The sequence below is a fragment of the Deinococcus koreensis genome, from assembly GCF_002901445.1.
Classification (GTDB): Bacteria; Deinococcota; Deinococci; order Deinococcales; family Deinococcaceae; genus Deinococcus; species Deinococcus koreensis.
Genome location: NZ_PPPD01000005.1, coordinates 1 through 23188 on the forward strand (window position 1 = coordinate 1; position 23188 = coordinate 23188).

Annotated in this window: 23 protein-coding genes and 1 pseudogene; 19 read left to right on the forward strand and 5 right to left on the reverse strand. The window is 64.2% G+C overall.

Features of this window, described 5'->3' with window-relative positions:
• From CVO96_RS21210 to CVO96_RS21745, 9 genes and pseudogenes are all read left to right on the forward strand, one after another.
• A partial coding sequence (locus CVO96_RS21210; protein ID WP_165795471.1) for a hypothetical protein occupies positions 1 to 545 on the forward strand: 545 nt, incomplete at its 5' end.
• A 9-nt stretch (positions 546 to 554) separates the two neighbouring features.
• A complete protein-coding gene (locus CVO96_RS20035; RefSeq protein ID WP_103314248.1) occupies positions 555 to 983 on the forward strand; it encodes a hypothetical protein in 429 nt (142 codons plus the stop codon).
• Positions 984 to 1033: 50 nt separating this feature from the next.
• Positions 1034 to 2857, forward strand: a complete 1824-nt coding sequence (locus tag CVO96_RS20040; protein ID WP_165795472.1) for a type IV secretory system conjugative DNA transfer family protein — start codon at positions 1034 to 1036, stop codon at positions 2855 to 2857.
• 55 nt (positions 2858 to 2912) lie between these two features.
• On the forward strand, positions 2913 to 3986 hold the full coding sequence (locus CVO96_RS20045) for a hypothetical protein (protein ID WP_133161891.1): 1074 nt from the start codon (positions 2913 to 2915) through the stop codon (positions 3984 to 3986).
• Positions 3987 to 3991: 5 nt separating this feature from the next.
• On the forward strand, positions 3992 to 5584 hold the full coding sequence (locus CVO96_RS20050; protein WP_133161892.1) for a hypothetical protein: 1593 nt from the start codon (positions 3992 to 3994) through the stop codon (positions 5582 to 5584).
• Between the two features lie 144 nt (positions 5585 to 5728).
• The gene (locus tag CVO96_RS20055; RefSeq protein WP_103314252.1) at positions 5729 to 6175 is read left to right on the forward strand and encodes a hypothetical protein; all 447 of its coding nucleotides are present in this window, start codon (positions 5729 to 5731) and stop codon (positions 6173 to 6175) included.
• A 58-nt stretch (positions 6176 to 6233) separates the two neighbouring features.
• A complete protein-coding gene (locus CVO96_RS20060) occupies positions 6234 to 6443 on the forward strand; it encodes an antitoxin VbhA family protein (protein WP_103314253.1) in 210 nt (69 codons plus the stop codon).
• 8 nt (positions 6444 to 6451) lie between these two features.
• Positions 6452 to 7657 (forward strand): Fic/DOC family protein, encoded by a 1206-nt coding sequence (locus CVO96_RS21215; RefSeq protein ID WP_103314254.1) that lies wholly within the window; start codon positions 6452 to 6454, stop codon positions 7655 to 7657.
• Between the two features lie 567 nt (positions 7658 to 8224).
• Positions 8225 to 8458, forward strand: a pseudogene (locus CVO96_RS21745) (transposase); the annotation flags it as partial.
• Positions 8459 to 8853: 395 nt separating this feature from the next.
• Here CVO96_RS21745 and CVO96_RS21515 read toward each other — a convergent pair.
• The 4 genes from CVO96_RS21515 to CVO96_RS20890 all read right to left on the reverse strand — a co-directional run bounded on the left by CVO96_RS21515 (position 8854) and on the right by CVO96_RS20890 (position 11960).
• Positions 8854 to 8994 carry a hypothetical protein gene (locus tag CVO96_RS21515; protein WP_243398535.1) on the reverse strand — a complete coding sequence of 47 codons (141 nt, stop codon included), beginning with the start codon at positions 8992 to 8994 and terminating at the stop codon, positions 8854 to 8856.
• Positions 8995 to 9346: 352 nt separating this feature from the next.
• The gene (locus tag CVO96_RS21320; RefSeq protein WP_207795394.1) at positions 9347 to 9820 is read right to left on the reverse strand and encodes a hypothetical protein; all 474 of its coding nucleotides are present in this window, start codon (positions 9818 to 9820) and stop codon (positions 9347 to 9349) included.
• Positions 9821 to 9954: 134 nt separating this feature from the next.
• Positions 9955 to 10617, reverse strand: a complete 663-nt coding sequence (locus tag CVO96_RS20080) for a hypothetical protein (protein WP_103314257.1) — start codon at positions 10615 to 10617, stop codon at positions 9955 to 9957.
• 20 nt (positions 10618 to 10637) lie between these two features.
• On the reverse strand, positions 10638 to 11960 hold the full coding sequence (locus CVO96_RS20890; RefSeq protein WP_133161893.1) for a chymotrypsin family serine protease: 1323 nt from the start codon (positions 11958 to 11960) through the stop codon (positions 10638 to 10640).
• Positions 11961 to 11985: 25 nt separating this feature from the next.
• On the opposite strand from CVO96_RS20890, the gene CVO96_RS20895 reads away from it, so the two are divergent.
• Positions 11986 to 12435: a hypothetical protein gene (locus CVO96_RS20895; RefSeq protein ID WP_133161894.1), complete on the forward strand. Its 450-nt coding sequence runs from the start codon at positions 11986 to 11988 to the stop codon at positions 12433 to 12435.
• 18 nt (positions 12436 to 12453) lie between these two features.
• Positions 12454 to 13299, forward strand: coding sequence for an IS5 family transposase (locus CVO96_RS20090; RefSeq protein WP_103314259.1), 846 nt, complete (start codon positions 12454 to 12456; stop codon positions 13297 to 13299).
• Between the two features lie 85 nt (positions 13300 to 13384).
• Here CVO96_RS20090 and CVO96_RS20095 read toward each other — a convergent pair whose 3' ends face one another.
• The gene (locus CVO96_RS20095; RefSeq protein ID WP_133161895.1) at positions 13385 to 15277 is read right to left on the reverse strand and encodes a hypothetical protein; all 1893 of its coding nucleotides are present in this window, start codon (positions 15275 to 15277) and stop codon (positions 13385 to 13387) included.
• An 87-nt stretch (positions 15278 to 15364) separates the two neighbouring features.
• Here CVO96_RS20095 and CVO96_RS20100 point away from each other — a divergent pair, with 87 nt between their 5' ends.
• From CVO96_RS20100 to CVO96_RS20135, 8 genes are all read left to right on the forward strand, one after another.
• On the forward strand, positions 15365 to 15808 hold the full coding sequence (locus tag CVO96_RS20100) for a hypothetical protein (RefSeq protein ID WP_103314261.1): 444 nt from the start codon (positions 15365 to 15367) through the stop codon (positions 15806 to 15808).
• Positions 15809 to 15826: 18 nt separating this feature from the next.
• Positions 15827 to 16156, forward strand: a complete 330-nt coding sequence (locus tag CVO96_RS20105) for a hypothetical protein (protein ID WP_103314262.1) — start codon at positions 15827 to 15829, stop codon at positions 16154 to 16156.
• 90 nt (positions 16157 to 16246) lie between these two features.
• Entirely contained in the window at positions 16247 to 18874 is a 2628-nt protein-coding gene (locus CVO96_RS20110) for a VirB4 family type IV secretion system protein (RefSeq protein WP_103314263.1), read from the forward strand.
• Positions 18871 to 19905, forward strand: coding sequence for a hypothetical protein (locus CVO96_RS20115; RefSeq protein ID WP_103314264.1), 1035 nt, complete (start codon positions 18871 to 18873; stop codon positions 19903 to 19905). Before CVO96_RS20110 ends, CVO96_RS20115 begins: the two co-directional genes overlap by 4 nt.
• Positions 19905 to 21245 (forward strand): hypothetical protein, encoded by a 1341-nt coding sequence (locus tag CVO96_RS20120; protein WP_103314265.1) that lies wholly within the window; start codon positions 19905 to 19907, stop codon positions 21243 to 21245. Before CVO96_RS20115 ends, CVO96_RS20120 begins: the two co-directional genes overlap by 1 nt.
• Positions 21242 to 21745, forward strand: a complete 504-nt coding sequence (locus CVO96_RS20125) for a hypothetical protein (protein WP_133161896.1) — start codon at positions 21242 to 21244, stop codon at positions 21743 to 21745. Before CVO96_RS20120 ends, CVO96_RS20125 begins: the two co-directional genes overlap by 4 nt.
• Positions 21742 to 22068 carry a hypothetical protein gene (locus tag CVO96_RS20130; RefSeq protein WP_103314267.1) on the forward strand — a complete coding sequence of 109 codons (327 nt, stop codon included), beginning with the start codon at positions 21742 to 21744 and terminating at the stop codon, positions 22066 to 22068. Before CVO96_RS20125 ends, CVO96_RS20130 begins: the two co-directional genes overlap by 4 nt.
• Positions 22065 to 22985 (forward strand): AAA family ATPase, encoded by a 921-nt coding sequence (locus CVO96_RS20135; RefSeq protein ID WP_103314268.1) that lies wholly within the window; start codon positions 22065 to 22067, stop codon positions 22983 to 22985. The genes CVO96_RS20130 and CVO96_RS20135 overlap by 4 nt, the downstream gene beginning before the upstream one ends.
• Positions 22986 to 23188 lie beyond the last annotated feature (203 nt).

The following is a 23188-nucleotide window of genomic DNA, read 5'->3' on the forward strand; positions in this document are numbered from 1 at the left end:
TTCGTCCGGCTGATGACGGGGAACATCGGCAGGCCTTCAATGGAAAAGAGGCGATGAATCCCGGTGACGTGCATACATTCGTGGGTGAAAGCTGCAAACATTTCCCATATGCTTACCGGGTGGTGATGAGCCCGGATCGCAACTTCGGACATGGGACGACCCAGGAGTGGGCGGCGCGAACCTTGACCGCTGCCGGGCACAGCCACTTCTTCGTCGTGGCCCATGCCGGGGAAAAGGGACACACCGAACATCCCCACGCCCACGCCATGGTGTTCACCGACCGCAAGCTCATCCGTGAGGATCTGGGGGATCTGCGCGAAGTCGGTGACATACAGGCCAAGGTCATGGAACTGAAGTTCGGTCACGACCGCCACCTGAAGGAGGAGCTCTGGAAAGCACAGCGGCAGGAGGCGTTCACGACATGGCTGGAGGCCAGACGCGAAGTCAGTTCTCAGGGGGTCGAGGATGGAGGTGGCCCCCGGAGGGAGGATCGTGAACAGGACAGGGCAAAGAAACAGCAGGCTTCGTTCGGAATGGAGATGTGAGGTGCGGTCATGATGCACGTGGATCAGCGCCCACGCCTGCTCTTCATGATCGGACTCGCCCTGATCGCCACGTCACTGATGACGGGCTATTCGGACGCTGCCGAGGCCTGGACGAGACTCTTCAAGAGCATTCAGGAGCAGTACCACGCCCGCTCCGGCGCACAGCTGGAGCCGCTGAGCTATGCCTCGGACTGTGTGACCAGGGCGAGCTGCCGCCGCGCCTACATGAACGCCTGGGGTGTGCCGTGGTGGGAGCTACTGCTGCTCCACACGAACGTAATTCTTGGCCTGATCTTTGTCGGCTTCTCGCGCTTCTGGCGTCCCGAGCCGTGGTCGTTTCGCCGGGCGCGGGTGGATGCCGGGCGCATGGACGAGTGGCGGGAAAAGAGCAGCAGGCAGCCCACAGGCACCTTGAGGGTCGTCCGGCCGAAGGGATGACACGCCGGGGGGCGGCCTGATACACCCACATGGGCGGAGGAGTCCGCAGAATGATCATTCACTACCACTACTTCTTGCTGCGCCTGCTGTCGTTCTACGTCGCCGTGGCGCTGGGATTGTACGCCGCCCTGGGCGGCGGTCTGATCTGGCTGGCGCCCGCGCTGACCGCGCTGGTGGTTGGCCTCTGGTTTTTTGACGGCCGGGATGCCCGCTTCCGTAGCATGTACACCGCACACTGGGCCAGGCCGCACGAGATCGGGGACGCCATGGTCAAGCAGCTGCGCGGAGACGAGGTGCTGCTGGGCTACGCCTACGATGGGGTGGTGGGGCTACGGGCTGGCCTGGCTGGACGCAAAGAGCTGGGGCACGTCCTGTTTGTGGGGCCAACCCGTGCGGGCAAGGGTCTGAATGCCACGGCGAACCTGCTGAACTGGCGTGGCAGCGTGGTGGTCGTGGACATCAAGGGGGAGTTTTACAACCTGACGGCGGGCTACCGCCGTCAGGTGATGGGTCAGGACGTGTATGTGCTCAACCCGAGCACGGGGGCGCCCACCAACCAGTTTGATCCGTTCGCGGAACGTGACACGCCCGAACAGTTGCAGGCCACGGCGGAGGCTATTCTCAACCCGGACGGCGACGGGAGCAACAAGGCGTTCGCCTTGCGCGCCAGCTTCATTCTGACCGCCGCCATGATGGTCGCCAAGGAGAAGGGCGTGCCGGTGTTGCCCTTCATTCGTGAGTGCCTGGCCATGGGGTGCGAGCGGGCCTCGCTGATGCTGGAACAGGAGAGCCAGAACCCGGAAGTGCACCGCAACCTCAGTTTCTTCGTGGGCATGAAGCCCAGCGAGTACCACTGGGACGGTTTCGGCCATGACAAGTTCCTCAACAACAGCTGGATCAACCTGATTGCCAAGATGAAGTACCTCGTGTCACAGGGCATCATCGACATGACCAGCGGCAGCGACTTCAGGGCGACAGACCTGCTGAAGAAGCGGACCAGTCTGTATATGGTCTTCCGCGAGAGCGACCTGAGATACACCGTCCACTCCTTCGGCGCGGTGATTCTGGCCGTGGTCGAGTCGATTATCAGGCAGTACGACATGGAGCCGGGCGGCGAGTTCGTGCCGATCATGTTTATCTTTGACGAGGCCGGACGCCTCGCGGTGCCGATGCTGGACGAGCTGATCTCCACGGTGGCCGGACGCGGCATGATCGCGCTGGTGTACGTGCAGGCGCTGTCGCAACTGGACAAGGTGTACGGCGAGGACGGCGCGGACACGGTCAAGAGCGGCACCCACACGAAGGTCTTCTACACGCCGAAAGATCTGGCAACCGCGAAATACATCAGCGAGAGTTGCGGGCGGTACATGTTCGGCGACCACCGCACCTCGGAGAACGCCGACAGCGGCCGCTCGGACACCACCGGGCTGAACTCCCGCGAGCTGATCACCCCCGACGAGGTGCTGGAGGTTCCGCTGGGCAACGTGCTCATCAAGAGCAACGAATTCCCGATGATCGCGGGTTACCGCATGGAGCCGTTCACGCTGCCACAGGCCAAGGTGGCCCGGACGATGAGGCCGCCGCCCGTCGAGCGCCGACCCCTGCCCCCGCCCGTGCCCGCACCAGAGAGGGTGCAGGCCGCGCCCGTGCCGGAACCCGAGCTGGTCACGGTGGGTGAAGAGGATGCTGACCCGCAGGCTCCCACGAGGCGCCCGGTGTCGGCCGCGCTCGGCCTGAATGACGCCCCGGTGGTCGAGGCGCCGGTGGACGTCGACCTGGAGAATGACCGGCCGGTGTCCCCTGCGCCGCAGGTCGCTGTGGACGATCTGGCAGACGACATAGCCGCCTTCGAACGTGCCATTCGCCGCCCCTGATTGACGCGGCCCTCCTTTCACGCAATCGGTCACGAAATAGGGTGTAATGATGAGCATGAACATTTCCGCATACTCGACCCCTCGAACCGCTGCCCTCGTCCTGGCGTTGGCGTTCGGGGGCGCCCTGTCCTCGGAGGCCGCGACCACCGGGAGCAGGGTCTACTACCAGACGGTCTCGATCGACCAGGTACTCAGGACGCGCCCGGCCACGGTCATCGTCTCGCCGCTCTATCAGGTGACGGTGCAGGTCATGGGGGCCGAAGTCACCGGCATCAGCCTGGAACTGAGCAAGCAACGTCACTTCTCGGTGTCCCGTGCCGAGAACGGGAGGATGATCTTCCTCGATGTGCTGGCCCAGGTTGGAGGCGCCGACCTGAACCTGATTCTCGATGACGAGACGGTGCTGCCCATTCGCCTTCAGGTGGCGAACTCGCCCAGCGGGACGCGCGTGTACAAGTTCATGACGGCGGACGCCGTGGCGGCCCAGAGCGCGGCGCAGGCCTTCGGGGAGCAGGACGCCTCTACCGCACCCCGGCCTGCTGCTCCTGCCGCCGCCGACCCCGCACCCCTGCCCACGAGCACCTCGCCGGCCCAGGCCGCGGCCGCGGCCAAGGTCGGGGCGGCGACGCCACAGCCCAGGATGACGGGCAGGGCCGCGCGGCCTCCAGCAGCGGGCGCCCCGCCCGCTCCGCAGGCCGTGGCGGCGCCCGTCACGCGCCCCGCCCAGGTGCAGGCCACACGCGCCACGCCGACGCCTGCGCCGCGTGCTGTGACGCCCCCTGCGGCCACGCCAGCCGCCGCACGCCCAGCCGCTGCACGCCCGATCCCGGTGGCCGAGGCAGCGACCCTGGACGTCACGGCCCAGCGGGATGGCCGTGATGCCCTGGTGGCCTACAAGCTCACGAGCCCCACCGGTGGCCCCCTGTTTTCCAATCCGAAGACGGTGCAGATCACGGCCGGCCGCACCCTCCTGCCGACCGTACCCGTGGCGAGGCCCAGCAGCATGGCCCCCATCCTCGGTCTCCTGCGCGTGAAGAACGCTCCCAAGGAGATCACCCTGTCCCTGACGGTACAGACGCTGGGGCCTGCCCGCAGCTTCACCCTCTCCCGTCAGGTTCCGGTGCGGTGACCCGGATGCGGCTGCCTCTGCTCACCACCCTCGCGCTCGCCTCCCCTGGACACGCGGCGCTGCCCCAGCTTCCGCCCCTGCCCACGTCACCGCTGGCAGCTCCCGGACTGCCGGCGGTGACGTGGGACGCCGGGACACTCCCGACCCCGAGCGCCCCAGCGAGCAGCACGCTGGAACAGGCGAAGAAAACGGTCGGTGACGAACAGCCCGATTACAGCGGGCTCCAGCGCTCTCTGTTCCACTTCCCGGATGTCCGGGCCGGAGCCCTGCCCAGGGGCCGAGTGCCCTACCTGAGCGTCACGGATACGTCACTGCTCCAGGCCCACGAGCAGCACCTGGCCGCGTGCCAGCAGGCCCGAGCGGCCAAGAGGGCGACCGACCCCAGCGAGTGCCCGAAGATCGAGTGGAGCGTGCCGTACTCCACGGACGCGGCGAGCGTGACGGTGGCGACCCATATGCGCGCTGCGTGGCAGCGCTATGAGGATCGCTACTACTGGAACGCCATGATCGAGCTCAACAACCCGGCGCTGTACCTGACGCAGTGCGTAGTGGACGTGTCATCACCGCTGAACACCCACAGGGCGACGTTGAAGGTCACGGTGGAACAGGCGGATCTCCCGAAGTCCAGGCTGCTTCAGGGGCGCGTGCCGCTCAGCACCCACGATAACGCCCTGCACCTGGACCGCTACCTGCCCTGGCCACAGACCTCCATGGCCGACCGCTGCCGTGGCGTGGACGTGAACCCGCTTCCAGATGTCCCCTTTCTGTACCTGCCGGGGACGTGTTTTTTCGTGTTCGGGGTGCCGACGTTCTGCCTCCAGGGTGACCGCCGGTACGCCACCAATCCCGCCGCGCCGGCGCCGCTGTACTTCGATCTGAACCAGGCGCAGCGGCGGGTGCAGCGGGCCGTGAAGCGCGCGCACAGCAGCTCTTTCCTGGAGTATCAGGAAGATGTGGTGAGAGCCCTGTTCAACCAGAAGACCCCCTCCTTCTTCGGGTTGCCGTGGAAGACCCTCACGCCGGGGGACGGCGCGGTGGTCGCGCCGATCATGAATAACGACGTGAGCCCCAAGCCGTTTACGGATCTCGCGCAGCTCGTGTACCACGCGTTCAGGGGGCAGAGGACGCAGCTCTACGCGCTGAACAGCGCCGCGTACTACTTCCAGTCGGCGTGGCGCAGCCCCAGTCTGAACGCCCACCTGCGGCCCGGCCGTCACGACGCCCTCGGAAGCCCGCCCGGACTGTGGGCCTTCGAGGAGTTCAAGCGCACCCTGCCGCCCACCAATCCGGCCTTCCAGGAGCGCCTGGGGTACACGACGTTCTTCCAGGCCTTCAATACGCTGCATACCACGCTCCTGCCGGAGCCGGTGACGGCCAAAGTCCTGCGCCCCATCACGTACTTCGCCACCGGCATCATTCAGAACTTCCCTGCGGGCACCGCGGTGCTCCCTCAACCCATGTTGGTGCCCCCCTATGTGGCAGGACTGCCCTTTGCCGGGATGCAGGCGCATTACGACTGGCGCAGCGTGCCGGAGGGCTATCACATCCCCCGTGTGAAGGGCCAACCGGCCTTCGACTATGCGCCACTCCTTCGCTGAGGAGCCCGGCATGCCCCAGCTGAACGCTCAGCCTGTAACCCGCCCCAGGGGCACAGCAACGCCGTGGCCGCACCCGGCAGCGCGCGTGTCGACGACCCCGAAGCGGCGCCCGACTCATACCGCCGACTCCATTCACAGGTGACTATGCGAACGTTTCTGACTGTTCCCCTGGTGCTGATCCTGGCCACCCCAGTCCAGGCACAAGCGACCCCACCCGTGCTGGTCAAGGATCCCGCCGCCGTGCTCAGGCTGGTGCGCGGCGAGGTGATGATGGTGGGGGCCACCTTCCCCAATGCCACCTTCCAGAAGGGCATTCTGGGCCTGCTCCGATCCAGGGCCATCACCAGGCTGACCGTGCTCACCACGGCGCGCAGCGCGGCGACCTACGCCCCGCTGCGCGCGCTGGGGGCCCGGGTGTACTACCTGCCCGTGACCGGCGTGACCATGACCGGCAACGTCGTGTTCGCCGGGGCGGATACCGCCATCATGTCCAACACGCCTGGGCAATGGTATGTCGTTCGCGGTGCTCAGGTGGGCGCGCAGGGCCGCGCCAGCATGGGGATGTACCTGAAGTCCGCAAAACAGTTTTGACCCGTATTTCCTCGACTACGACGCTATTCTTTGCTAGAATAGCCCTCTGGAGGGCCCCATGACCCACACCGCGACCCGCCCGAAGATCACGCCCCAGGAACGCGCGCGCCGACAGGACGCGGTGAAAGCCGGCCGATCCAGCGTGCGTCTGGAGGGCTTTGTGCTGGACGAGACCGTGGAAGCCATCTACGCGCGCTTTGTCGAGGGCGAGCTGGAACTGCCGGAGATGATCGCGCAGGTGCGGGCTCACGCCGGCCTCGCTGGCTGAGCCGCCCGGTGGCCGCCCGCCCCGCTGACGAAGGCTTCCTCACTTCCGCCCGCATCACCGAACTGCGGCTCGATCCGGTGCAGGGCACGTTTGACGCCGCGCATCTCAGCGAAGTGCACCGCCGGATCTTTCAGGATCTCCCCCATCATGCCCCCGGCACCTTTCGCCCGGACGCGGCGGGACATCACAAGGCGCGCGAGCTGGAAACCAGCGGGCGCCGGCATGTCGTCGGGTACGTCCGCGGACGGGAGATTGGCGAGCGGCTTGACCGGGTGCTGGGCGAGTTACGCGGCGGCGAGGCGCTCCGGGGCCTGGATCCGGACGACTTTGCTCAGGGCATGGCCCGGCTCTATGGTGACCTGGATCATATCCACCCCTTCCGGGAGGGCAACAGCCGCACGCTGCGCGAGTTCACGTACCAGCTCGCCGGCGAGGCGGGCTACCGGCTGGACTGGATGCAGACGGGTGCCGACGCCCAGGCGCGCGACCGGCTGTACCTCGCCCGGGATCGCGAGGTGCTGGAGCGGTTGTACCCCGGGCTGGACGAGGCACGGGCCATGGAAACCGAGAGCCGCACGGAGTACGAGGCATTCTTCACGCTGGGCTACTTGCGAAAGCACGATGCCCTGGTCACCATCGTGCGAGAGCAGCTCTCGACCCTGACCGCCTTGCACGAGCAGGAGGTGACCGCGCCAGATCTGAAGGGGTTGAACCTGGAGGCATTCTCGTCAGCCGCAGCGGGGCGCCTCGCCGTGGCCGTGCAGGTCAGCGACCTTTCGCCGACAGACGTGCGCCTGGCCGCGCAGGAGCTGGCCAACGAGGCCGGGCGCCACGTGAACCTGGGCGGCATCACCGAGGCGCGCCTGGCCCACGACATGGAGGCTGCCCGGCAGGGCCACGGCGAGGGTTTTGAGCGCCTGTTTCGGGAGGCCGGTGACGCGGGCACCGCCCGGCGGTTGGAGCGGGCGGTGCTGGTGCTGGAGCGCGCGGGACATGACCCGCAGACCCTGTACGTCACAGCGGCGGTGACAGGCCAGCAGATCGAGGGTCACCCCCTAGTGCGCAATGCCAATGCCTGCGTGCTGGCGGACGGTGAAGGCCGCTATCTGGTGACCTCCCTGGCCAGCCTGAATCAGGCCACTGAGATAGGGGGCGGCCAGGTGCGGTTGACCGCGCTGGATGCCCAGCAGTCCCAGATGGACATGGAACTGTAGGCAAAGTGGCGAAGCTTCAGTGTCTTCAAGGCCGTCACCGTCAGTTTCCAACTGTGGGGCCGGACAGGACGAACCCTCGTTGACCAAAGGTGGCGTCGCCGAACCGTGGCTCTGTCGCCGCGACATGGCCGACCCTGCGGCGTGAAGGCGTTCGCCTTACCCTGTTCGTGTCCATCGGTCGTCTGTTTCAGCTCGCTCGGCTGCACGACACACTCGACCTGCCTCACCCCGGCGAAGACAGCCAGATGTGCGGGCGACGTCGACGGCCAACAGCCGGGCTGGATGGGCAGCCGACCCCGTGGGTACCCATGCCATACGGCGCGGCTCTCGGCCGCGCCTTTAGATTCGTGGTGCTCAGGCAACTGTCTGACGGCCGGCGGCACCCTGGAACGTGTTCAGCGGTCGCCGAAGTCCAGGGGCGCGCCGCCGAGCACCGGCATGGCCGGGCGATCAGCCGCCGAGTCTGGCCGCATCTGCGCCACACGCGGTGGGGGCGGCGGGCTAGAGGGTGTTTGAAAAGTAGAGATGCAACAGCACCGGGGGCCAAGCTCTGGCCCACTGTTGTGGATGAGACAACGACGGTATACCAGTGACCTGACCCGAGGGCAGTTTAAGTGTCTCGAGCCGCTGTTGCTGGCAGGGAAGGCTGGCGGCCGGCCGCGTAGCGTTAAGATGTACGAGGTGCTCTGCGCGATCCTCTGCGTCCTGCACAACGGCTGTGCGAGGCGCAACGTACCTCATGGTTTCCCGGCATGGGAGACGGTGTCTGGATACTTCCGACGCTTTGAGGCCGATGGCACCTGGGAAGCCGTCAACCGCTTTTTCGTGCGGCGCACTCGACAGCGGGCGGGGCGCGACCCTGAACCGAGTGCCGGCAGCATCGATTCGCAAACGGTGCGTTGGGCCAGTCGGGTCTTGCGCTGGGTCGCCCAGCGCTCGCTGGCGTGGCTGACCCGTTGCCGCCGTTTGAACCGTGATTTCGAGGGGCGATGCGAAACGGCCGAGGCGTGGTGCTTGCTCGCCAACATCCGCTTCATGTTGCACGCCTGCAGCCCGCCCCTTGACCCTTTTGAAACACCTTCTCAGCCCACGACGAGCAAGACGCTTTGGTCGGCGAACAGGCCGAGCCGGCGTCCGCGCTTGAACCAGTGCAGGTCGCGGCGCTCCGAGCGCAGTTGGCCGTCCGCGTGCGCGATTCAGCCCAGCGCGACCTGCGCGTCGACTTCGAGCACCTCGCGCTCCGCCTCGGCGTACCAGCCTGGGTCTCCAGCGCTGCTGGCCAGGAAGACGTGCAGGATCTCGCCCTCCCGGTACCCGAAGAGCAGCTCGCCACGCACGCGGGCAGGCGAGGACAGCGGACGTCGCAACTCCTTGACGACCGCGGATGACAGATGAACCCGACTCAGCGCTTCCCGTACGGTCGGGGGCGCCGGCACGGGCCCCGTCGGCATCCAGTGCTCCCGTTCCTGAACCCACACCGTGTCCATACACGCTTCGCGAAGCGCCCTGGAGACTGGACGGAGGACTGTAGGGAACGACCGGGCCGCGACCCCATAGGGGCAACCACTTGGTTTCGCGCAGTTCTAAAGTCGGACACGTCTGCTCAGCGCGATCTTGGACAGCCGTGCCGAAAGGGCGAAAACACAGTCGCGCTCCGGCATTGATGACGCCCAGACGATGCCGCCATCTTCACCGGAAGGTGAAGTTCACGACACCGTCGATGTAAGGGACGGCCCCGTCTGGGACATCGATCCGGCCCCCTGTCAGGCGCCGGTATTTTATCTGGTCATCGGACGACAGTCTCGAGTACTTGAACTCCAACCTGACATCGCTGCCCTTCGGGATGCTCGCGGAAGGTAGGTTCGTCGACATGCCCTGACCCCTGCGCAAGAGCATGGGTGGGGAGAGCGACATCAAACACCCTGTCTGGTTCACGCGGGCGTACTCGCGACGCGAAGCCACGTTCGTCACGCTTACGGCGAATGGTCTCGGGCAAGAATCTTTGACGATCACGTCGGAACCGGTGTTATTGATCAACTCTACCCGCAGGGTGGAGTCCCGGAGCGTGGCTCTCCCCGCGAATTCTTTCGGTTCCGTGTCGCAGCTGACGAGCAGAACAGCGAGAAGCGTGTGGACAAGGAACCATGCGCGTTGCGTCTCCATCCCCTCCTCCAAGTTCCAAGTTCAGTCTGAACCGCAGATCGCACGTCGGCCATGAGATTCTATACGGGCGCTCAGCACGAGAGTGGATCGCGGTTGGTGTGTCGATCCGCTCTCGTGCCGTAGACTCCAGATAGCTACGGCAAGTTAATCTTCTTGCCCTTCATGTCGATAAGAGTTTTGTCTTTGGAAGCAATGTCGAGGGCCGCGAACTGCGATTCTTTCTGTTTGCCAAGGGCGACGATGCGGACGGTTGGCAAGCGTCCCGGCTCGTTGTAAAAACGTTGGGAGAACGATTTGAAGGTTCCGTCCTTCAAGGAATTGGTCGAGATCCAATCGACTTTTTTGGACGCCAAATTGACGCGCATCATCATCACCCAGTCGGTAGTGTCGTCGTCATGCGGCGTCGAGAGGACGATCAAGGCCTGCTTTTTGCTGCCGACGCTGTAGATTTCATTCTCGTCAACCAGGTGATACACATCGGACACCCACATTTGGCCCAAATTCAGGTTGTTTTTGGTGGCGACTTCTTTGAGCTTCGTTCGCACTTCATACAACAAGTCTGGGTCTATGGCCTCGACGCCCTCCAGGTTGGCTGGAGCAGAAGTTCGGAAAACCGCGGTTCGCATCGGCCTGATCATGCGATTGATCTCGTTCGTGTTTGTGATCGCATCGTTGAAGCTCGCGACGGCGTTGCTTTTGATCGCCGAGTCTTGGGGTTGCGAACCTGCGGGGTGCGGGTATTCCGAACAAGCAACAACGGCGATGGCCAGCAAGGGCAAGACAACAAATTTCCTCATAGATCCTCCGTTTTCAAAGATCACCAGATGATCGTGACGTTGAGGTCGTTTTCAATCTGACGTCCTGGCCCCCAACACATGATCGGGTCGTTGGTGGAATCCTTGATGCCACCCGAATTTAAGACGCCCACTGGCTGCACGACGTTGTTGACGACGGCCCACACGGGCGCCCCGCTGTCGCCAGGCCCTGCAGTGGTGTTTTTCGCGCAGTGCATGCCCCGGAACTCGATGGTTGTCCCGCTGCTGTCGGTCCAGCCGAAGGTGCGAACGTAATCGTAGAATTTGACCACGCCGTAATTTTTGCCGCTCGTCCTTCCGACGTAGAAGACGTTCCCACCGATGGCGGGTTGATAGACCGATCCATAATACGAGTTGTAAGAGACGGGACTGAGTGCCCCGGTCGGCGTGGTGGCGTAATTGCCAATCACATAGTTGGTGGTCGACAAGACAAGGAAGGCCGAGTCGGAGGTACCGCAATAGGTCGCGGTGTTTCCAGGAGTGCCGGCGCAGCCATTGACGGGTGCACGGTTCTGAACGTTGCCAATCGACGTCCCAGCTCTCGGCTGATTGAAATATTCTTTGTTGGTCGTATTGAAGTTTTGACGGGTCGTGCAGTGGAGGGCAGTCAACATCCCTATCGCCGCGTCGCTGTTGCGTCGGGCGAACATGGCGACAGTACAGGTCTCCGAGTTCGTCGTGTTGAAAATCTCGGTGCCAGGCAGCACTGGCCGACATGAATCCGTCAAGGCATTGCAATTTGCCACCGCCTGCGCGCTCAACCTGGTCTCGCTTTTTGTATCGTTTATGGGGAAGATGGCGAACTGGACGGCGCTTTTGGGCACCTCAAGTTCATGCAGAATCTCTTCGACCCTAGAGACCGTCAGGCTGTCGGATCGAATGGAGAGGTCCAGGCGATTGTTCCGGAAGTCGGTTCCAATGCCGATTGCGTACCGTCCTCCAATCGTGCGAACAATTTTCGCGCTCCAGTCCGACAACTGAACGTAAGAGAAGTCGACAGGAACAATCCTGACGGGCTTGGATTCCGGCACCAGTATATCCAGGCCCCGGCCTCTCAAGATTTGCCCCGCCAATTTCAGGGACTGCTGCTTGAAACTTTCAGATTGCGACGTCAGTGGGCCCATTTTTGACTGCGCCACGTACACGTTGAAACCTCCCTCTTCCTCGATCAAACCGGCGAAACCCGGAAAACCATTTTGTCCAATCTCTCTATACGTTTGCTCAATAGTTTTGTAATTACCTGAACTTTCAGCAAGAACGAAAGTAGACAACATCAATGTTGAAATAGCAATCAAACAAACCGACACTCTTCCCCTTTTATTCATATTGAACTCCTTCGAACTAATACGTATGACTGTGGCGCTTGAGCCAAAATTGCCTCACTCGTTAATTGCCACATGGCTATGTAAGGGTGTCGAGATCGTATCAGCACAGACGTCGTATGTCCTGCCAAAAGCGACACGCAAATTTTATGCCATCTTACTTCAATGGTTGAACGTCGAGTTGTTTAAGAACCTACGTTTTCCTGGCATCAGCAGGTTGCTCGTGGTCATGAAAAATGACCACGAGGCCTGGCACGGCGGCAGACCACAAGCGGTGTCCGCATGCGTTGACTTGGACTTGTCACTGCCAAAACCACCGCGTGGGAGGCCGCTTTATCTGAAATCGCAGACTGGATGGCACCCCGCTCAGCGCCTGCGCACCGTCAACAGCCACTCCACTGCGCGTGGTGAGGTTAAAGTGCGTCTGAAAAAAGTGCTGGCGCAAGTTTTCCTCGCTTATGGATCTGGAGGACGATGAGGTGGATGTGGTACATACATGACCCGATCTGCGTACCCAAATGACCTCACCGATGCTGAATGGAAAGTCCTCCAGCAGCTTCTCCCTGTTAACGCCCCACGTGGTCGTCCTCGCAAGTGGTCGTCGCGGGAGATCCTGAACGGCATCTTTTATGTCCTCCGTGGTGGCATTACCTGGCGGGCGATGCCGCACGACCTGCCCCCCTGGCAAACCATCTACCACTATCACCGGCTGTGGAGGCTGAGAGGCGTGTGGGAGCGACTGCACACCACACTTCGAGAATGGGTATGTCAGCGAGGGGGTCGCGAAGCGACCCCAAGCGCGGGAATTATTGACAGTCAATCGGTCAAAACGACCGAGGCCGGCGGGCCGCGTGGCTACGACGGGGGCAAGAAGGTGAAGGGGCGAAAGCGTCATCTGCTGGTCGATACGCTGGGGCCCGTCATGGCCATCAAGGTGCATGAGGCGGATATCCAAGACCGCGCCGGCGCGGTCTTGCTCCTGCGCGATCTGCCGAACGTCTTTCCCCGCATACGGCATCTATGGGCCGATGCGGGCTACACCGGCAAGCTGGCGGGCGATATCAAAACGTACCTGGGCTGGACGCTAGAGATCGTGAAGCATCCCTGGTCGGGCTGGCAGGGCACCTGGGCACCCAAAAACGCACCTTCACGGGTCGTGGAGGTGCCGAAAGGGTTCGTGGTGCTCAAGCGCCGGTGGGTGGTCGAGCGCACCTTCGCGTGGCTGGGAAAGTCGAGGCGCATGGCCAAGGACGACGAAGCGCTGGTGGACACCGCTGAGAACCTTGTGTACGAAGTCATGATCCGGTTGATGGTGCGCCGGCTGGCAAAATCCCCGCCCTGACCTTTATCAGACGCACTTTAAGTACTGGCGCTTGAGTGGGTCAGGATGATGACCTTCGCCAAGTGTTATCCCGTGTTCGCTGGCTTCAGGGGGCGCCTGCAGCCGGCCCCACGCCGAACAGAATGATCACGTCGGTATTCGTGGCGACGTCAGCCACGACCGTGATGGTTTCATGGCCTTCAGGGAGCTGCGCCAACTTGCCCAACTCGCCCTGGAGCACCTGGGCGAAGGCCGGGGCCTGCCGGTTGACCGTCGTGACGGTGCCGTTGGTGGTCGTCGTGCCGGCAGCGGAGAGCGCCTGGGTGTACACGTTCAGGCTGTTCAGACCCGCGCGGGCCAGATCGAGGCCGAGGGTGGGCGCCATCGGGCGGACGCTGGCCGCCACTCCTTGCGCCAGGTTGCCCCCCGCCGCCTGATACCCGAGGGCCTGCACCGGGTAGGTCTTGCCAGACTTCATGTGCACGAAGCGGCCAAAGGTCATGTCCACGCGCCCGAGGGCCGGGTTGTAGGACGCGGTGCCGATCCAGTTGCCCTCACTGGACACCACCACGACCGGCACCGCCACGCCTGCGGCCGTGCGAATGGCGGTCAGGGTCTTGGCGGGAATCTGTGAGGTGGGGCTGAACTTCGGTGCGTCCGGATCCGGTGTGGCGGGCACGTTGCCGAACTCCGCCCCACCCGTGGTATTGGCTGGAGCACCGGCGGGCACCCGGGGCGTGGCGCGGCGCTGGTACATGATCGCGCCGCCCCGGGCACTGGCGGTGGTCACGCCGCTTTGTTCCTGCTGGTCAGTCAGGCTGTTGCCTGTGTCCACCCCGCTGGAACCCTGCGCGGAGGCCTGGTAGACCATTGCCGAGCGCGGGGCGCTGCTGTCACCGCCTTCTTTTGTGGACGCCTGATACAGCAGGGCCGACTGGGGCGGGGGCGACTGCTGCTCCGTGGCCTTCGTCTCAGCGGGCTTTTGATAGATCAGGGCCTGCCCGCGTTCGGGGGGCGTGACCTCAGGTGCCGCCGTGGCCATGGTGGCGGGAGAGGGCCTGCCCTGGGCTGGAGCACTGGCCTCGCCGCCGAAGAGACTGGAGGAGGTCATGGGCGGCGGATCCACAGTTTCAAGGGCAACGGGCTTGGCGGGAGCCGGGGCCGGTTCAGGGGTGTCCGCCACGGCGAACGGCTGCACGGGGGGGGCAGAGTCCTCGCCGCCAAAGGGAGCGCTGGCAGAAGGGCTGGAGATGGCCACCGGAACCGGCGCGGCATCTGGAAGGGCGGTGACGGGCGCTGGTTCCTGCGGCACGTCCACCTCGCGGAAGACGGCTGGCGGCGGCGGTGTGGCGCTGGTGCTGGCCGTCACGGGCTGAGGGGGTTCATCAATGGGCGTTTCCTCGGGTGTGAAGGTTCCCGTGGCCCCTTCCGCGTCCAGGGTGTCGAGCTTGGCCTGGGTGGCCGGATCCGAGGCCTTGTTGGGGTTCGGTGCACCGTCGGGGAAAGCGCCGCTGGTGTCGGTACGGTCTGCCTGACCGGCTGGGGTGCTGTCTTCAGGGCCGCCGCTGTTCTGCTCTGTGGTGGTCGTGGTGCTGGACGCCACGACCGTCCTGGGCTTGGGAGCGGTCACGCTGTAGATCAGGACGCCACCCATGAGCACTCCGGCCGCCATCAGGCCGGAGCGCAGCACGCGGTTGCGATCCCACACCAGGTGCCCGTCGAGCCCCCGCCGCATCAACAGCCGCTCGGTGACACGGTTCATGCGGTGGCGCCACGTCTGATGCGGTGCGCGGGGTGAGGGCGGCGGCAGCAAATCTGCAGGGTCTGCCTGCTCCGCCTCTACAAGCTTCGCGGCCAGGCGCGGGTGCTTGCGCTGGATGGCCATGAAGGTGCTGAGGTAGTCGCCGTCGTCTGGATCGGGAATCACCACCGTCTCGCCCAGGGCCCTGAGCTCGTCTTGAACCTCCCGCCGCGTCTTCTCAAACAGTGCTCTATTCATAAGCCCTATACTAGCCTGTTTGGGAAATGTTTACATACTAGTATTTGGGAATAGCGTCTTAGACGTTTCAAACCAGGGAGGCCACATATGATGATTCAGAGCAAGAAGGCGAACTTTTCCCGGCTGGTGGTGGGCATGCAGGTGCGGAGCCTGGGGGACACGATGGCCCGTCTGGTCATGCGCGGCGTGATGAGCGTGCAGGATGCGCGGGCACGGACGCAGTCCCTGTTCATGGCCGCGTTCATGGTGATGTTCGGCTTGATAGACCAAGCCGTGGCGCAGACCCTCACCGGGAGCGGCAGCAACAGGCCAGATGAGATCATTGCGGGCGCGGTGTGCGGTGCCAACGGCTGGCTGACGTGGTTCACGTCCCTCAAATTCCTCGTGGTGATTCTGGTCGGCGGCCTCATCGGCTTCTTCATCGGGCGCGCGGTCGGCAAGCGTGACAACGACGGCATCGTGGGCGTCATCATCGCCATCCTCGGCCTCGGCGCGATCCGCCTGCTGGTCAAAGTCGTCACCACCTGCTGAGGCAGCCCGGGAGAGATCGTGAGCGAACGCCGCTTTAAGGGGTACAGCACCATCACCAAGAGTGGGTTCTTCGGCACCTTCACCCTGTGGGAGTTCATGGCCGTCCTGGGCGCTGGCATTTTCGGCTCCGGGCTGTCGAACGCCAATGGCGCGGCCCCCATGGTGTACGGGGTGGTGGCGGGCAGCGTCACGCTGCTGGTGGTGCTGTTCTCCAGGCGAACCCTGAGCACCTACCCCAAATTGTTTACCCACATCTACAGCTACCTGAACCGAACCGACTACTACCACGTCGGGCCGGAACGCAACTACAAGCCGGTGCTGAGCGATGCCCGGCACCAAAAGAGGTGAGCGGTGTTCCGTCGAAAGGCCACATCTGACCAGCCCAGCAGGCAACCCCGGAAGCCCCAGACGAGCCGTGACCCCCGCACAGGGGGCACCGTGTCCGCCATCAATGACACGCAACCCTACTGGGAGATCGTGCCCGACTCGCTGGATCCCCACGATAAGACCGGCCCGGCCAGTTCGCTGCTCAATGACGGCCTGTTCGAAGTGGGCGTGCGCATTCGGCCGCCGTCGCGGCTGCTGATGGGTGAACACGTGCTCAACGGTCGCCACTATGACCTCAAGGCCGTGCTCAAGCTCGCGGTGCCGGTCGGTGAGCGGGCTCGCATCTACGTGATGAAGCTCCCCGCCCGCCGCGAAGACCTGGCCGCCGTCACCACCGTGGGCCGCCGCCGCAATGAAGTGGCGGCCTTTCTGGTGAACAAGAAAATGGCCTTGCTGGACGACCGCCGCAAGAAAGGACGCCTGAAGCGCTGGGAATTCTTCGTGACCCTCTCGGTGCGTCCGCCTCTGCCGTTTGGTCGTGACCACGAGCCGAGCGAGGCCGACCTGCGCGCCGCCGTCCAGCGCGCCCAGAGTCGCCGGCGCGACCTGCTGGGCCGCCTGCGGAACGCGGGCTACCAGGCCGAGCCGATGAACGCCCAGGACATCAAGGACGCCGCCTACTACTACCACACCCCCGACGCCATGGGCGGGCCGAGCCCCGAGGTGGTGCTGGACGAGGCCTCGCGCCTGAAGAACATGCCGGTGGTGGGGGGTCAGCCTGACCCTCTCACCGTCTGTCGCCAGATCATGCAATCGCCCCTGCACGTCGAGGACAAGGCGTATCTCGTGAACGGCAGCACCCTTGTGTACGCCGTGAGCCTGCACGACCTGCCCCGGTACACCGAGTTCGGGCTGTTCCAGGAAGTCGCAGAGAACATCGTCAGCGGCAATATGGTCTTTTGCATCGAGTACCAGCACCTGGATCCGCTGGGCGAGCTGGAAAAGATGGAGACCGCCAAGCGCGGGCTGTACAGCAGCGTCAACAGCGAGAAGTACGCGCCGAGCGCCAGCGCCTTCCAGCGCCACAAGGAGGTCAACGAGACGTTGGAACACGTCTACGACAGCAAGGACGACTTCTACACCGTGGGCGTGAGTGTGCTCCTGTTCGCCAAGAACCAGGAGCACATGACCGAGATGCTGAACGAGGCCACGAGCGCCTTTGCACGCTTCCAGGCCAGCCGCCCGATCATGCACGGGTGGCAGAGCATCGCCGTGTACGAGGCCTGCGCGCCCTTCAACGGCCGCCGCACGGAGTTTCCCTTCAAGGTGGTCGAGAGCAACGCCGTCGGCTTTATGCCGCCCATCGCGCCGTTCCCGGGTATCGGCCAGCCCACCATCGTCTACCGCAACGCGGCGGACGGCCTGACGGTGTTCGATCCGTTTGCAGCCGGCACCAGCGCCAGCCATTTCATCGTGATTGCACCCACTGGGTGGGGCAAAACCTTCAATGTCGTCTCTCAGCTCAACGGCCTGGTGGATCATTACAATCCCTGGCTCACGATCATTGACCGCAAGAATGACCTCAAGGACTGGGTGCTGGGCATCGGCGGGCTGCACATCGTGATGGGCGGCAGGGGCGACACCTCCATCAACCCCCTGGATCTGCCGCCTGGCGAGCAGGTGCCCGACGCAGGCAAGCTGCTGTTCTTGCTGACGCTGGTGCGCAACTTCGCCCCTCCAGGGCGTGACGAGCGCGTAAACGGCGAGGAAGACACCATCATCGAGGAGGCCTTCAAGCTGACCTACATGGCCCACTCGCAGGAGGACGAGCCGCCCATCATGTCGGACGTCCGCGACCTGCTGGACACCATGTCGCAGTACAGTGACGGCCGCTCAATGAGTGCCGACCAGCGGGGGATGGCCAGGTCGCTCGCCACCCGCCTGCGCCGCTTCCTGGGCGATTCCGACTGGGGGGGGCTGATTGACTGCCGCACGTCCGAGAACGCGAAGAAGCCTGCCCGGCAGGTCTACTACGATCTGAGCAGCATCGGCCCGACCGACGAGAAGCGGCGCAAGATCGCCATGCACATCATCTCCGACCGCGTGCTGCACACCGCCAAGCTCGCCCCGGAAGGGGACTGGAAGGTCTGCTTCATTGATGAGATGACGCAGCAGATCAGGACGCAGACCGACCGCACCTACATCAGCGAGTGGTTGCGCCTGGGCCGCTCTTACGGCCTCGCGGTGGGCGGCGCCATGCAGCTTCCCAGCGACACGCAGTACATGCCGGAACTGAACGAGTCCTTCAACTTCATCTGGCTCGGAAAAATCGGCAAGCCAGGGGACGCTGTTCTGAACCTGGCTCTGCCAGAGACTATCGCCGATGCCGTGGGCAAACTGACCAAAGTGGACGGTGAATACGCCGATTGGCTGCTGGTGTACCGACCCGAGGACGGCGACCCGGACGGCGAGATCGTGCGCGTCGAGGAGAGCCGTGAGTTCTTCTGGCTGCAAAGCTCTAAGAAGGAGCACCGGCGCCTGCGAAAAGCGGCCACCCTGCGCCGGGGTGGCGACATCATGGGTGCCGCCCTGGATCTGGCAGCCGGGAACTACCCGGAGCTGCCGCCTGAAGACGAAGACGATCTGCCGGAAGTGGGGGACGAGGCAGGAGGCGTCGAAGAAGAGGCCGCGTTCCTGCGAGGCGGCGCTCAAGATCACCAGGAGGTGATGCCCGTATGAGGCGTGTTCTGTTCATCTCGTTTGCCCTGGGCGCAGGTACGGCCAGCGCCCAGGGCGGCGCGCAGTGGCAACAGCTCGGCGGCTACCTCGCAGGAGCGTGCGGCGCGGGTCAGGGCCTGGCGGGCAACAGCAAGCAGCTCCAGTGGATTTGCAACATTGCGTCGAGCTACGCCTTTGTCAACGACAACGTTCTGAACGGTGACTGGACGGCCTTCGGTGCCGAGGTCATGGGCAAATACATGTCGCAGTCAGTGGATTACCTGGGCCAGAAGCTTGGGTTTGAGGGGCTCAACACCGTCACCGCGAGCATCAACGAGTCCATGAGGGGATCCTACAACCAGTTCCGCGCCACGCTGTTTGACGCCATGACCGGCGTGCTGAGGGGGCAGGCGTCCGGGTACAAGGACGACAACGCCGGGCTGGCGGTCACCACGCCGGGTGGCCTCGCTGACTACGCCACCCGGGCCAACCCCTTCCTCACGACCGCCCAGACCGCAGGCCGCTACCAGCAGACGGTCGACACTTTCGGCGAGCTGCTGAAGGCCGCGCAGGCGAAGAAGGTGGTGGATCAGAGCAACAAGGCCGTTGAGACCGCCCTGACCCCGGCCATCAACTCGGCCACGAACATGGTGGGGATGCCCGGAAGGCCCGGCTACGCCGACGAGCAGGCCCAGAAAGGACAGTCCGCCCTCAGCATGCGCGAGGTGCTGCAAATCCAGCTCGAAATGCAGGCGGAGGGCTTGAAGCAAGACGCCTCCATGCGCATCACTGAATTCCAGCTCCTGACCGAAATTGCCAAGCAGCAGGCCATGACCAACACCCAGCTCATTTCCAAACTGGACGATGTGGGCAGCGCGCTCACCGATCAGAACAACTACATCAAGCAGGCCATGGAGGAAGCCGCAAAAGACAATCTCGAAGCGGGCAGCGCGGCCGCCAGGCAGTATGCCCAGTACGTGGCCATGTTTGAGGGGCTGCTGGATCCAGTAGCCGTCAACACGAGCGCCGTGAAGGCCCTGGGGGGCAACTGATGCGCCGTCCCGTGCTGCACCTCACTGTCCTGGCCTTCTTCCTGAGTGCCGTCGCCCTGGCAGCCGGTACCCCGGAAATCACGGCGGCATCCAACTACTACAAGGCGCAGTCGGACAACGTGCTCCAGCAGTACCTGTCGGGCTTCATGGGTGAGAACCCGTTCGATGCCCTGTTCGGGAGCGGCAGCGCGCTCACGAACAGCATCATGTACACAATCTGGATCACCATTGCGGAAGCGATTGCGGTTCTGGGCTTTGCCCGGGGGGTTGCCGCCCTGCAATTCACCGATGGTGACGCCATGCGGCAGTTCAACCGTCTTGCGGGGCGGTTCCTGATCACCGGCGCGCTGATCGCCACGGCATACAGCCCGGCGAGCTGGAGCATCAGCAGCGTGGCCACCAGCACTGTGCGCGGCTCCTACGCCTTCGGTCTGACCACCTTCGGCGGCACCTTCAAGGGCAAGCTGGGGGAGGCCCAGGGCAGTTTCACGGACATGCTGGGCGCCACCGTGGTGGTGGGCAGCACCCTCGTGCTGCCGCAGGCGGGCGGCGCCATGAAAGCCGGGAGCGCTGCACTCGCCAAGACCTTTGCCAAGGACGGCAGCCGCGTGGTGGCCGCCAGGGAAAGCGCGGCGGCCGCCAGCACCGGCCTGAAGGCGGCAGGCACCAAGGTGGTCGGGTTCGTGATGGAAAAGCTGGGGGGCATGTTCACGGCCCTGCACTACTTCCTGAGCGGCTACGGCACGCTGATCACGGCGGCCGGGTGGTTGACGGTGCTGATTCTGGTGGGGGTTCCGCTCGGGCTCGCGCTGCTGAACTGGGAGGAGACGCGCGTGCTCTGGACGATGTTCGGCACCTGGGTGGGCGTCATGGTGGGCCTGATGCTGATGCCGCTGATTCTGGTGGGGGCCATTGACACCGCCCTGGTGCAGCCCTCGAGGTCGATGAAGTATTACACCGAGCACCTGGGTTGGGCCGCACGGGAGCAGCAGCAGCTCGCGGACAAGGCCAACCAGCAGACGGTCACGAGGATGGACACCATGCTGGCGAGCTGCAAGAACGCGAAGGACGTGGATCCGGCGAACATTGACAGCAACCCGTGCCAGAAGGTCGTGAACATGGGCGCGCTGGCCAGCTTCACCGACTGGATGCAGACCACCGCCTTCACGAAGATTGCGGACGCGGTCACGGGCGTGCTGGCCGATATTGCAGACACGTTCGTGTCGTTCGGCGTCATGGTCATGCGCCTGCTGATCGGCGTGATTCTCGCTGGGGTGCTGATGTTCGGCGTGCCGGTGGCTGCCATTGGCATGTTCAGTGGTGTGGCGGTTCGCAAATGAAAACAGGACTCGCCCTGCTGCTCGCGCTCGCCGCCGGAAGCGCGGCGGCCTGGGAGGGCCGACCTGTGTCCTATGGCAAGTTCCTGGATCTGATCGGCACCGCCCAGCGGCGCGTGCTGGTCTACGTGCCCTACCTGAGGGACCCGCAGATGGGGAACGCCCTGCGCGCCGCTGTCGTGGACCGTGGCCGCCGCGTGCGGGTGGTGGTGCTCACCGTGCCGTTTTTTGCGGCCAAGGAAGACAGTCTGACCAACAGTCTCGCCCTGTCCGGCGCGGGCGTCGTCGAAGCGCAGGTGGCCAGCACCACAGCTTACGTTCTCGTGGACGACCACCTGTTCAGCAGCGCGCAGCTCGGCCGAGCTGCCAACGTGGCCGACCTGCGGGTGCTGCCGCGCACAGCCAGCAACACCTTTTTGACCTGGTTCATGGGGGCCTTGGGGGACGGACGCACCGTCACCAACTACGAAGCCTTTTTGCGCATCGGAGGACGCCTGAAATGACGCACATCACCCGTGAAGCCCGCAGCCAAGCGGGAGCCCGCCGTGCGGAACTCCGCGACACCCTCATGAACGGCCTGTTTACCCCCTACACCTTCCTGAGCGTGGTGCTGCTGATCGGCGGCCTCTGGGTGACCCTGTTCGACGCCAAAGGTCTCCCCCTGCTGATCATCGCCGCCGTGCTGGTGGCCCTGATTCGCCTGCTGTACACCATCCGGGCCGAGATGCGCGCGCTCAGCGCGCTCCAGCAGGAGCACAACCGCCTGCTGCGCCTGGCCATCCAGTCGGGCAGGATCGGCGTCCATGGCGGCGAGGACAGCGCGTGACCCCCTTACTGAGGGCCGTCAACGTCGCCGAGGATCTGGAGAAGCTGTTGGCCTTTCTCCCCAGGGGCGTGCAGCAGCTCCTTCAAGATGATCTGCCCCGCATCGAGGAGATCAAGCTGCGCGTCCTCCGGCCACTGTGGGTGCTGGTGGACGGTCAGTACCGGACATATCCCTATGTCACCAGCCTGCACGACTTGGCCTTTCTGGGAGCCAAGTGCGGCACCTTCCGCGACGACAACCGGCGCGGCATTGACGGAACCGGTCACCGCATCACGCGCGTGATGATGGCGGACGGCACACCGGAGGGTGCGCCCATCGGGTACACGTTCCGCGTGGGCCGCTACTTCGAGGGCATGGCCGAGCCCCTGCGGCCGTTCATTGTGGAAGATCCCAGCCTCCTGATCATCGGGGAGGCCGGGGTGGGGAAAACGACCATCCTGCGCTCCGCAGCCAAGATCGCCGCCGAGTACCAGCCCATGCAGACGGTCATCGTGGATACATCGGGCGACGTGGCCGGCGACGGCCAGGTGCCGCACCCAGGCATTGGCGACGTGGACGTGATGCCGGTGCGGTCGAAGGCCCTGCAGGCGCAGCTTATCGAGGAGGCCGTCAAGAACCAGAACGTGCGGATTTTGATCGTCGACGAAATCAACCGCCAGGCCGAGGCGGACATAATTGCGGGCGGCCAGCGGAGCGGCGCCCGCCTCATGGGCACCACCCACGGCCGCAGTGTGAAGCGCGTCAGTGAGAACGCCAACCTCGCGCCCCTCTTCCACCCGGAGCCCGTGTTCTACTGGATGGCACTGATCCGCGAGCGCGGCGTCGTGGAGATGATGAAGGCCACCGAGGCGCTGGGGGCCATTGCCGAAGGCCGCGACCCCCGGGGCACTCTTGTTCGGCTCGGGAAAGGAATTTGACCATGATCCTATTGCGAATTGCCTGGAGTGTACTCAAGGGCGTGTTATTCGTCACGGAGGCCGTCTTGGACGGCCTCTCGAATTCCGGCAGGGCCGCAGGCCGCAGCGACGGGCTCAAGGGTGACGACGAGCCGCCGACCCGGCAGCGCACCAGCCACTTCTACAGCGGCCCAGGGAGCCGACCACATGAGTGACGCTTGCTG

Bases quoted from the DNA above. Each gene is read 5' to 3' on its own strand.
- CVO96_RS20035 (WP_103314248.1), top strand. From the start codon at position 555: ATGATGCACGTGGATCAGCGCCCACGCCTGCTCTTCATGATCGGACTC.
- CVO96_RS20040 (WP_165795472.1), top strand. From the start codon at position 1,034: ATGATCATTCACTACCACTACTTCTTGCTGCGCCTGCTGTCGTTCTAC.
- CVO96_RS20045 (WP_133161891.1), top strand. From the start codon at position 2,913: ATGAACATTTCCGCATACTCGACCCCTCGAACCGCTGCCCTCGTCCTG.
- CVO96_RS20050 (WP_133161892.1), top strand. From the start codon at position 3,992: ATGCGGCTGCCTCTGCTCACCACCCTCGCGCTCGCCTCCCCTGGACAC.
- CVO96_RS20055 (WP_103314252.1), top strand. From the start codon at position 5,729: ATGCGAACGTTTCTGACTGTTCCCCTGGTGCTGATCCTGGCCACCCCA.
- CVO96_RS20060 (WP_103314253.1), top strand. From the start codon at position 6,234: ATGACCCACACCGCGACCCGCCCGAAGATCACGCCCCAGGAACGCGCG.
- CVO96_RS21320 (WP_207795394.1), bottom strand. From the start codon at position 9,820: ATGGAGACGCAACGCGCATGGTTCCTTGTCCACACGCTTCTCGCTGTT.
- CVO96_RS20080 (WP_103314257.1), bottom strand. From the start codon at position 10,617: ATGAGGAAATTTGTTGTCTTGCCCTTGCTGGCCATCGCCGTTGTTGCT.
- CVO96_RS20890 (WP_133161893.1), bottom strand. From the start codon at position 11,960: ATGAATAAAAGGGGAAGAGTGTCGGTTTGTTTGATTGCTATTTCAACA.
- CVO96_RS20895 (WP_133161894.1), top strand. From the start codon at position 11,986: ATGACTGTGGCGCTTGAGCCAAAATTGCCTCACTCGTTAATTGCCACA.
- CVO96_RS20090 (WP_103314259.1), top strand. From the start codon at position 12,454: ATGACCCGATCTGCGTACCCAAATGACCTCACCGATGCTGAATGGAAA.
- CVO96_RS20095 (WP_133161895.1), bottom strand. From the start codon at position 15,277: ATGAATAGAGCACTGTTTGAGAAGACGCGGCGGGAGGTTCAAGACGAG.
- CVO96_RS20100 (WP_103314261.1), top strand. From the start codon at position 15,365: ATGATGATTCAGAGCAAGAAGGCGAACTTTTCCCGGCTGGTGGTGGGC.
- CVO96_RS20115 (WP_103314264.1), top strand. From the start codon at position 18,871: ATGAGGCGTGTTCTGTTCATCTCGTTTGCCCTGGGCGCAGGTACGGCC.
- CVO96_RS20120 (WP_103314265.1), top strand. From the start codon at position 19,905: ATGCGCCGTCCCGTGCTGCACCTCACTGTCCTGGCCTTCTTCCTGAGT.
- CVO96_RS20125 (WP_133161896.1), top strand. From the start codon at position 21,242: ATGAAAACAGGACTCGCCCTGCTGCTCGCGCTCGCCGCCGGAAGCGCG.
- CVO96_RS20130 (WP_103314267.1), top strand. From the start codon at position 21,742: ATGACGCACATCACCCGTGAAGCCCGCAGCCAAGCGGGAGCCCGCCGT.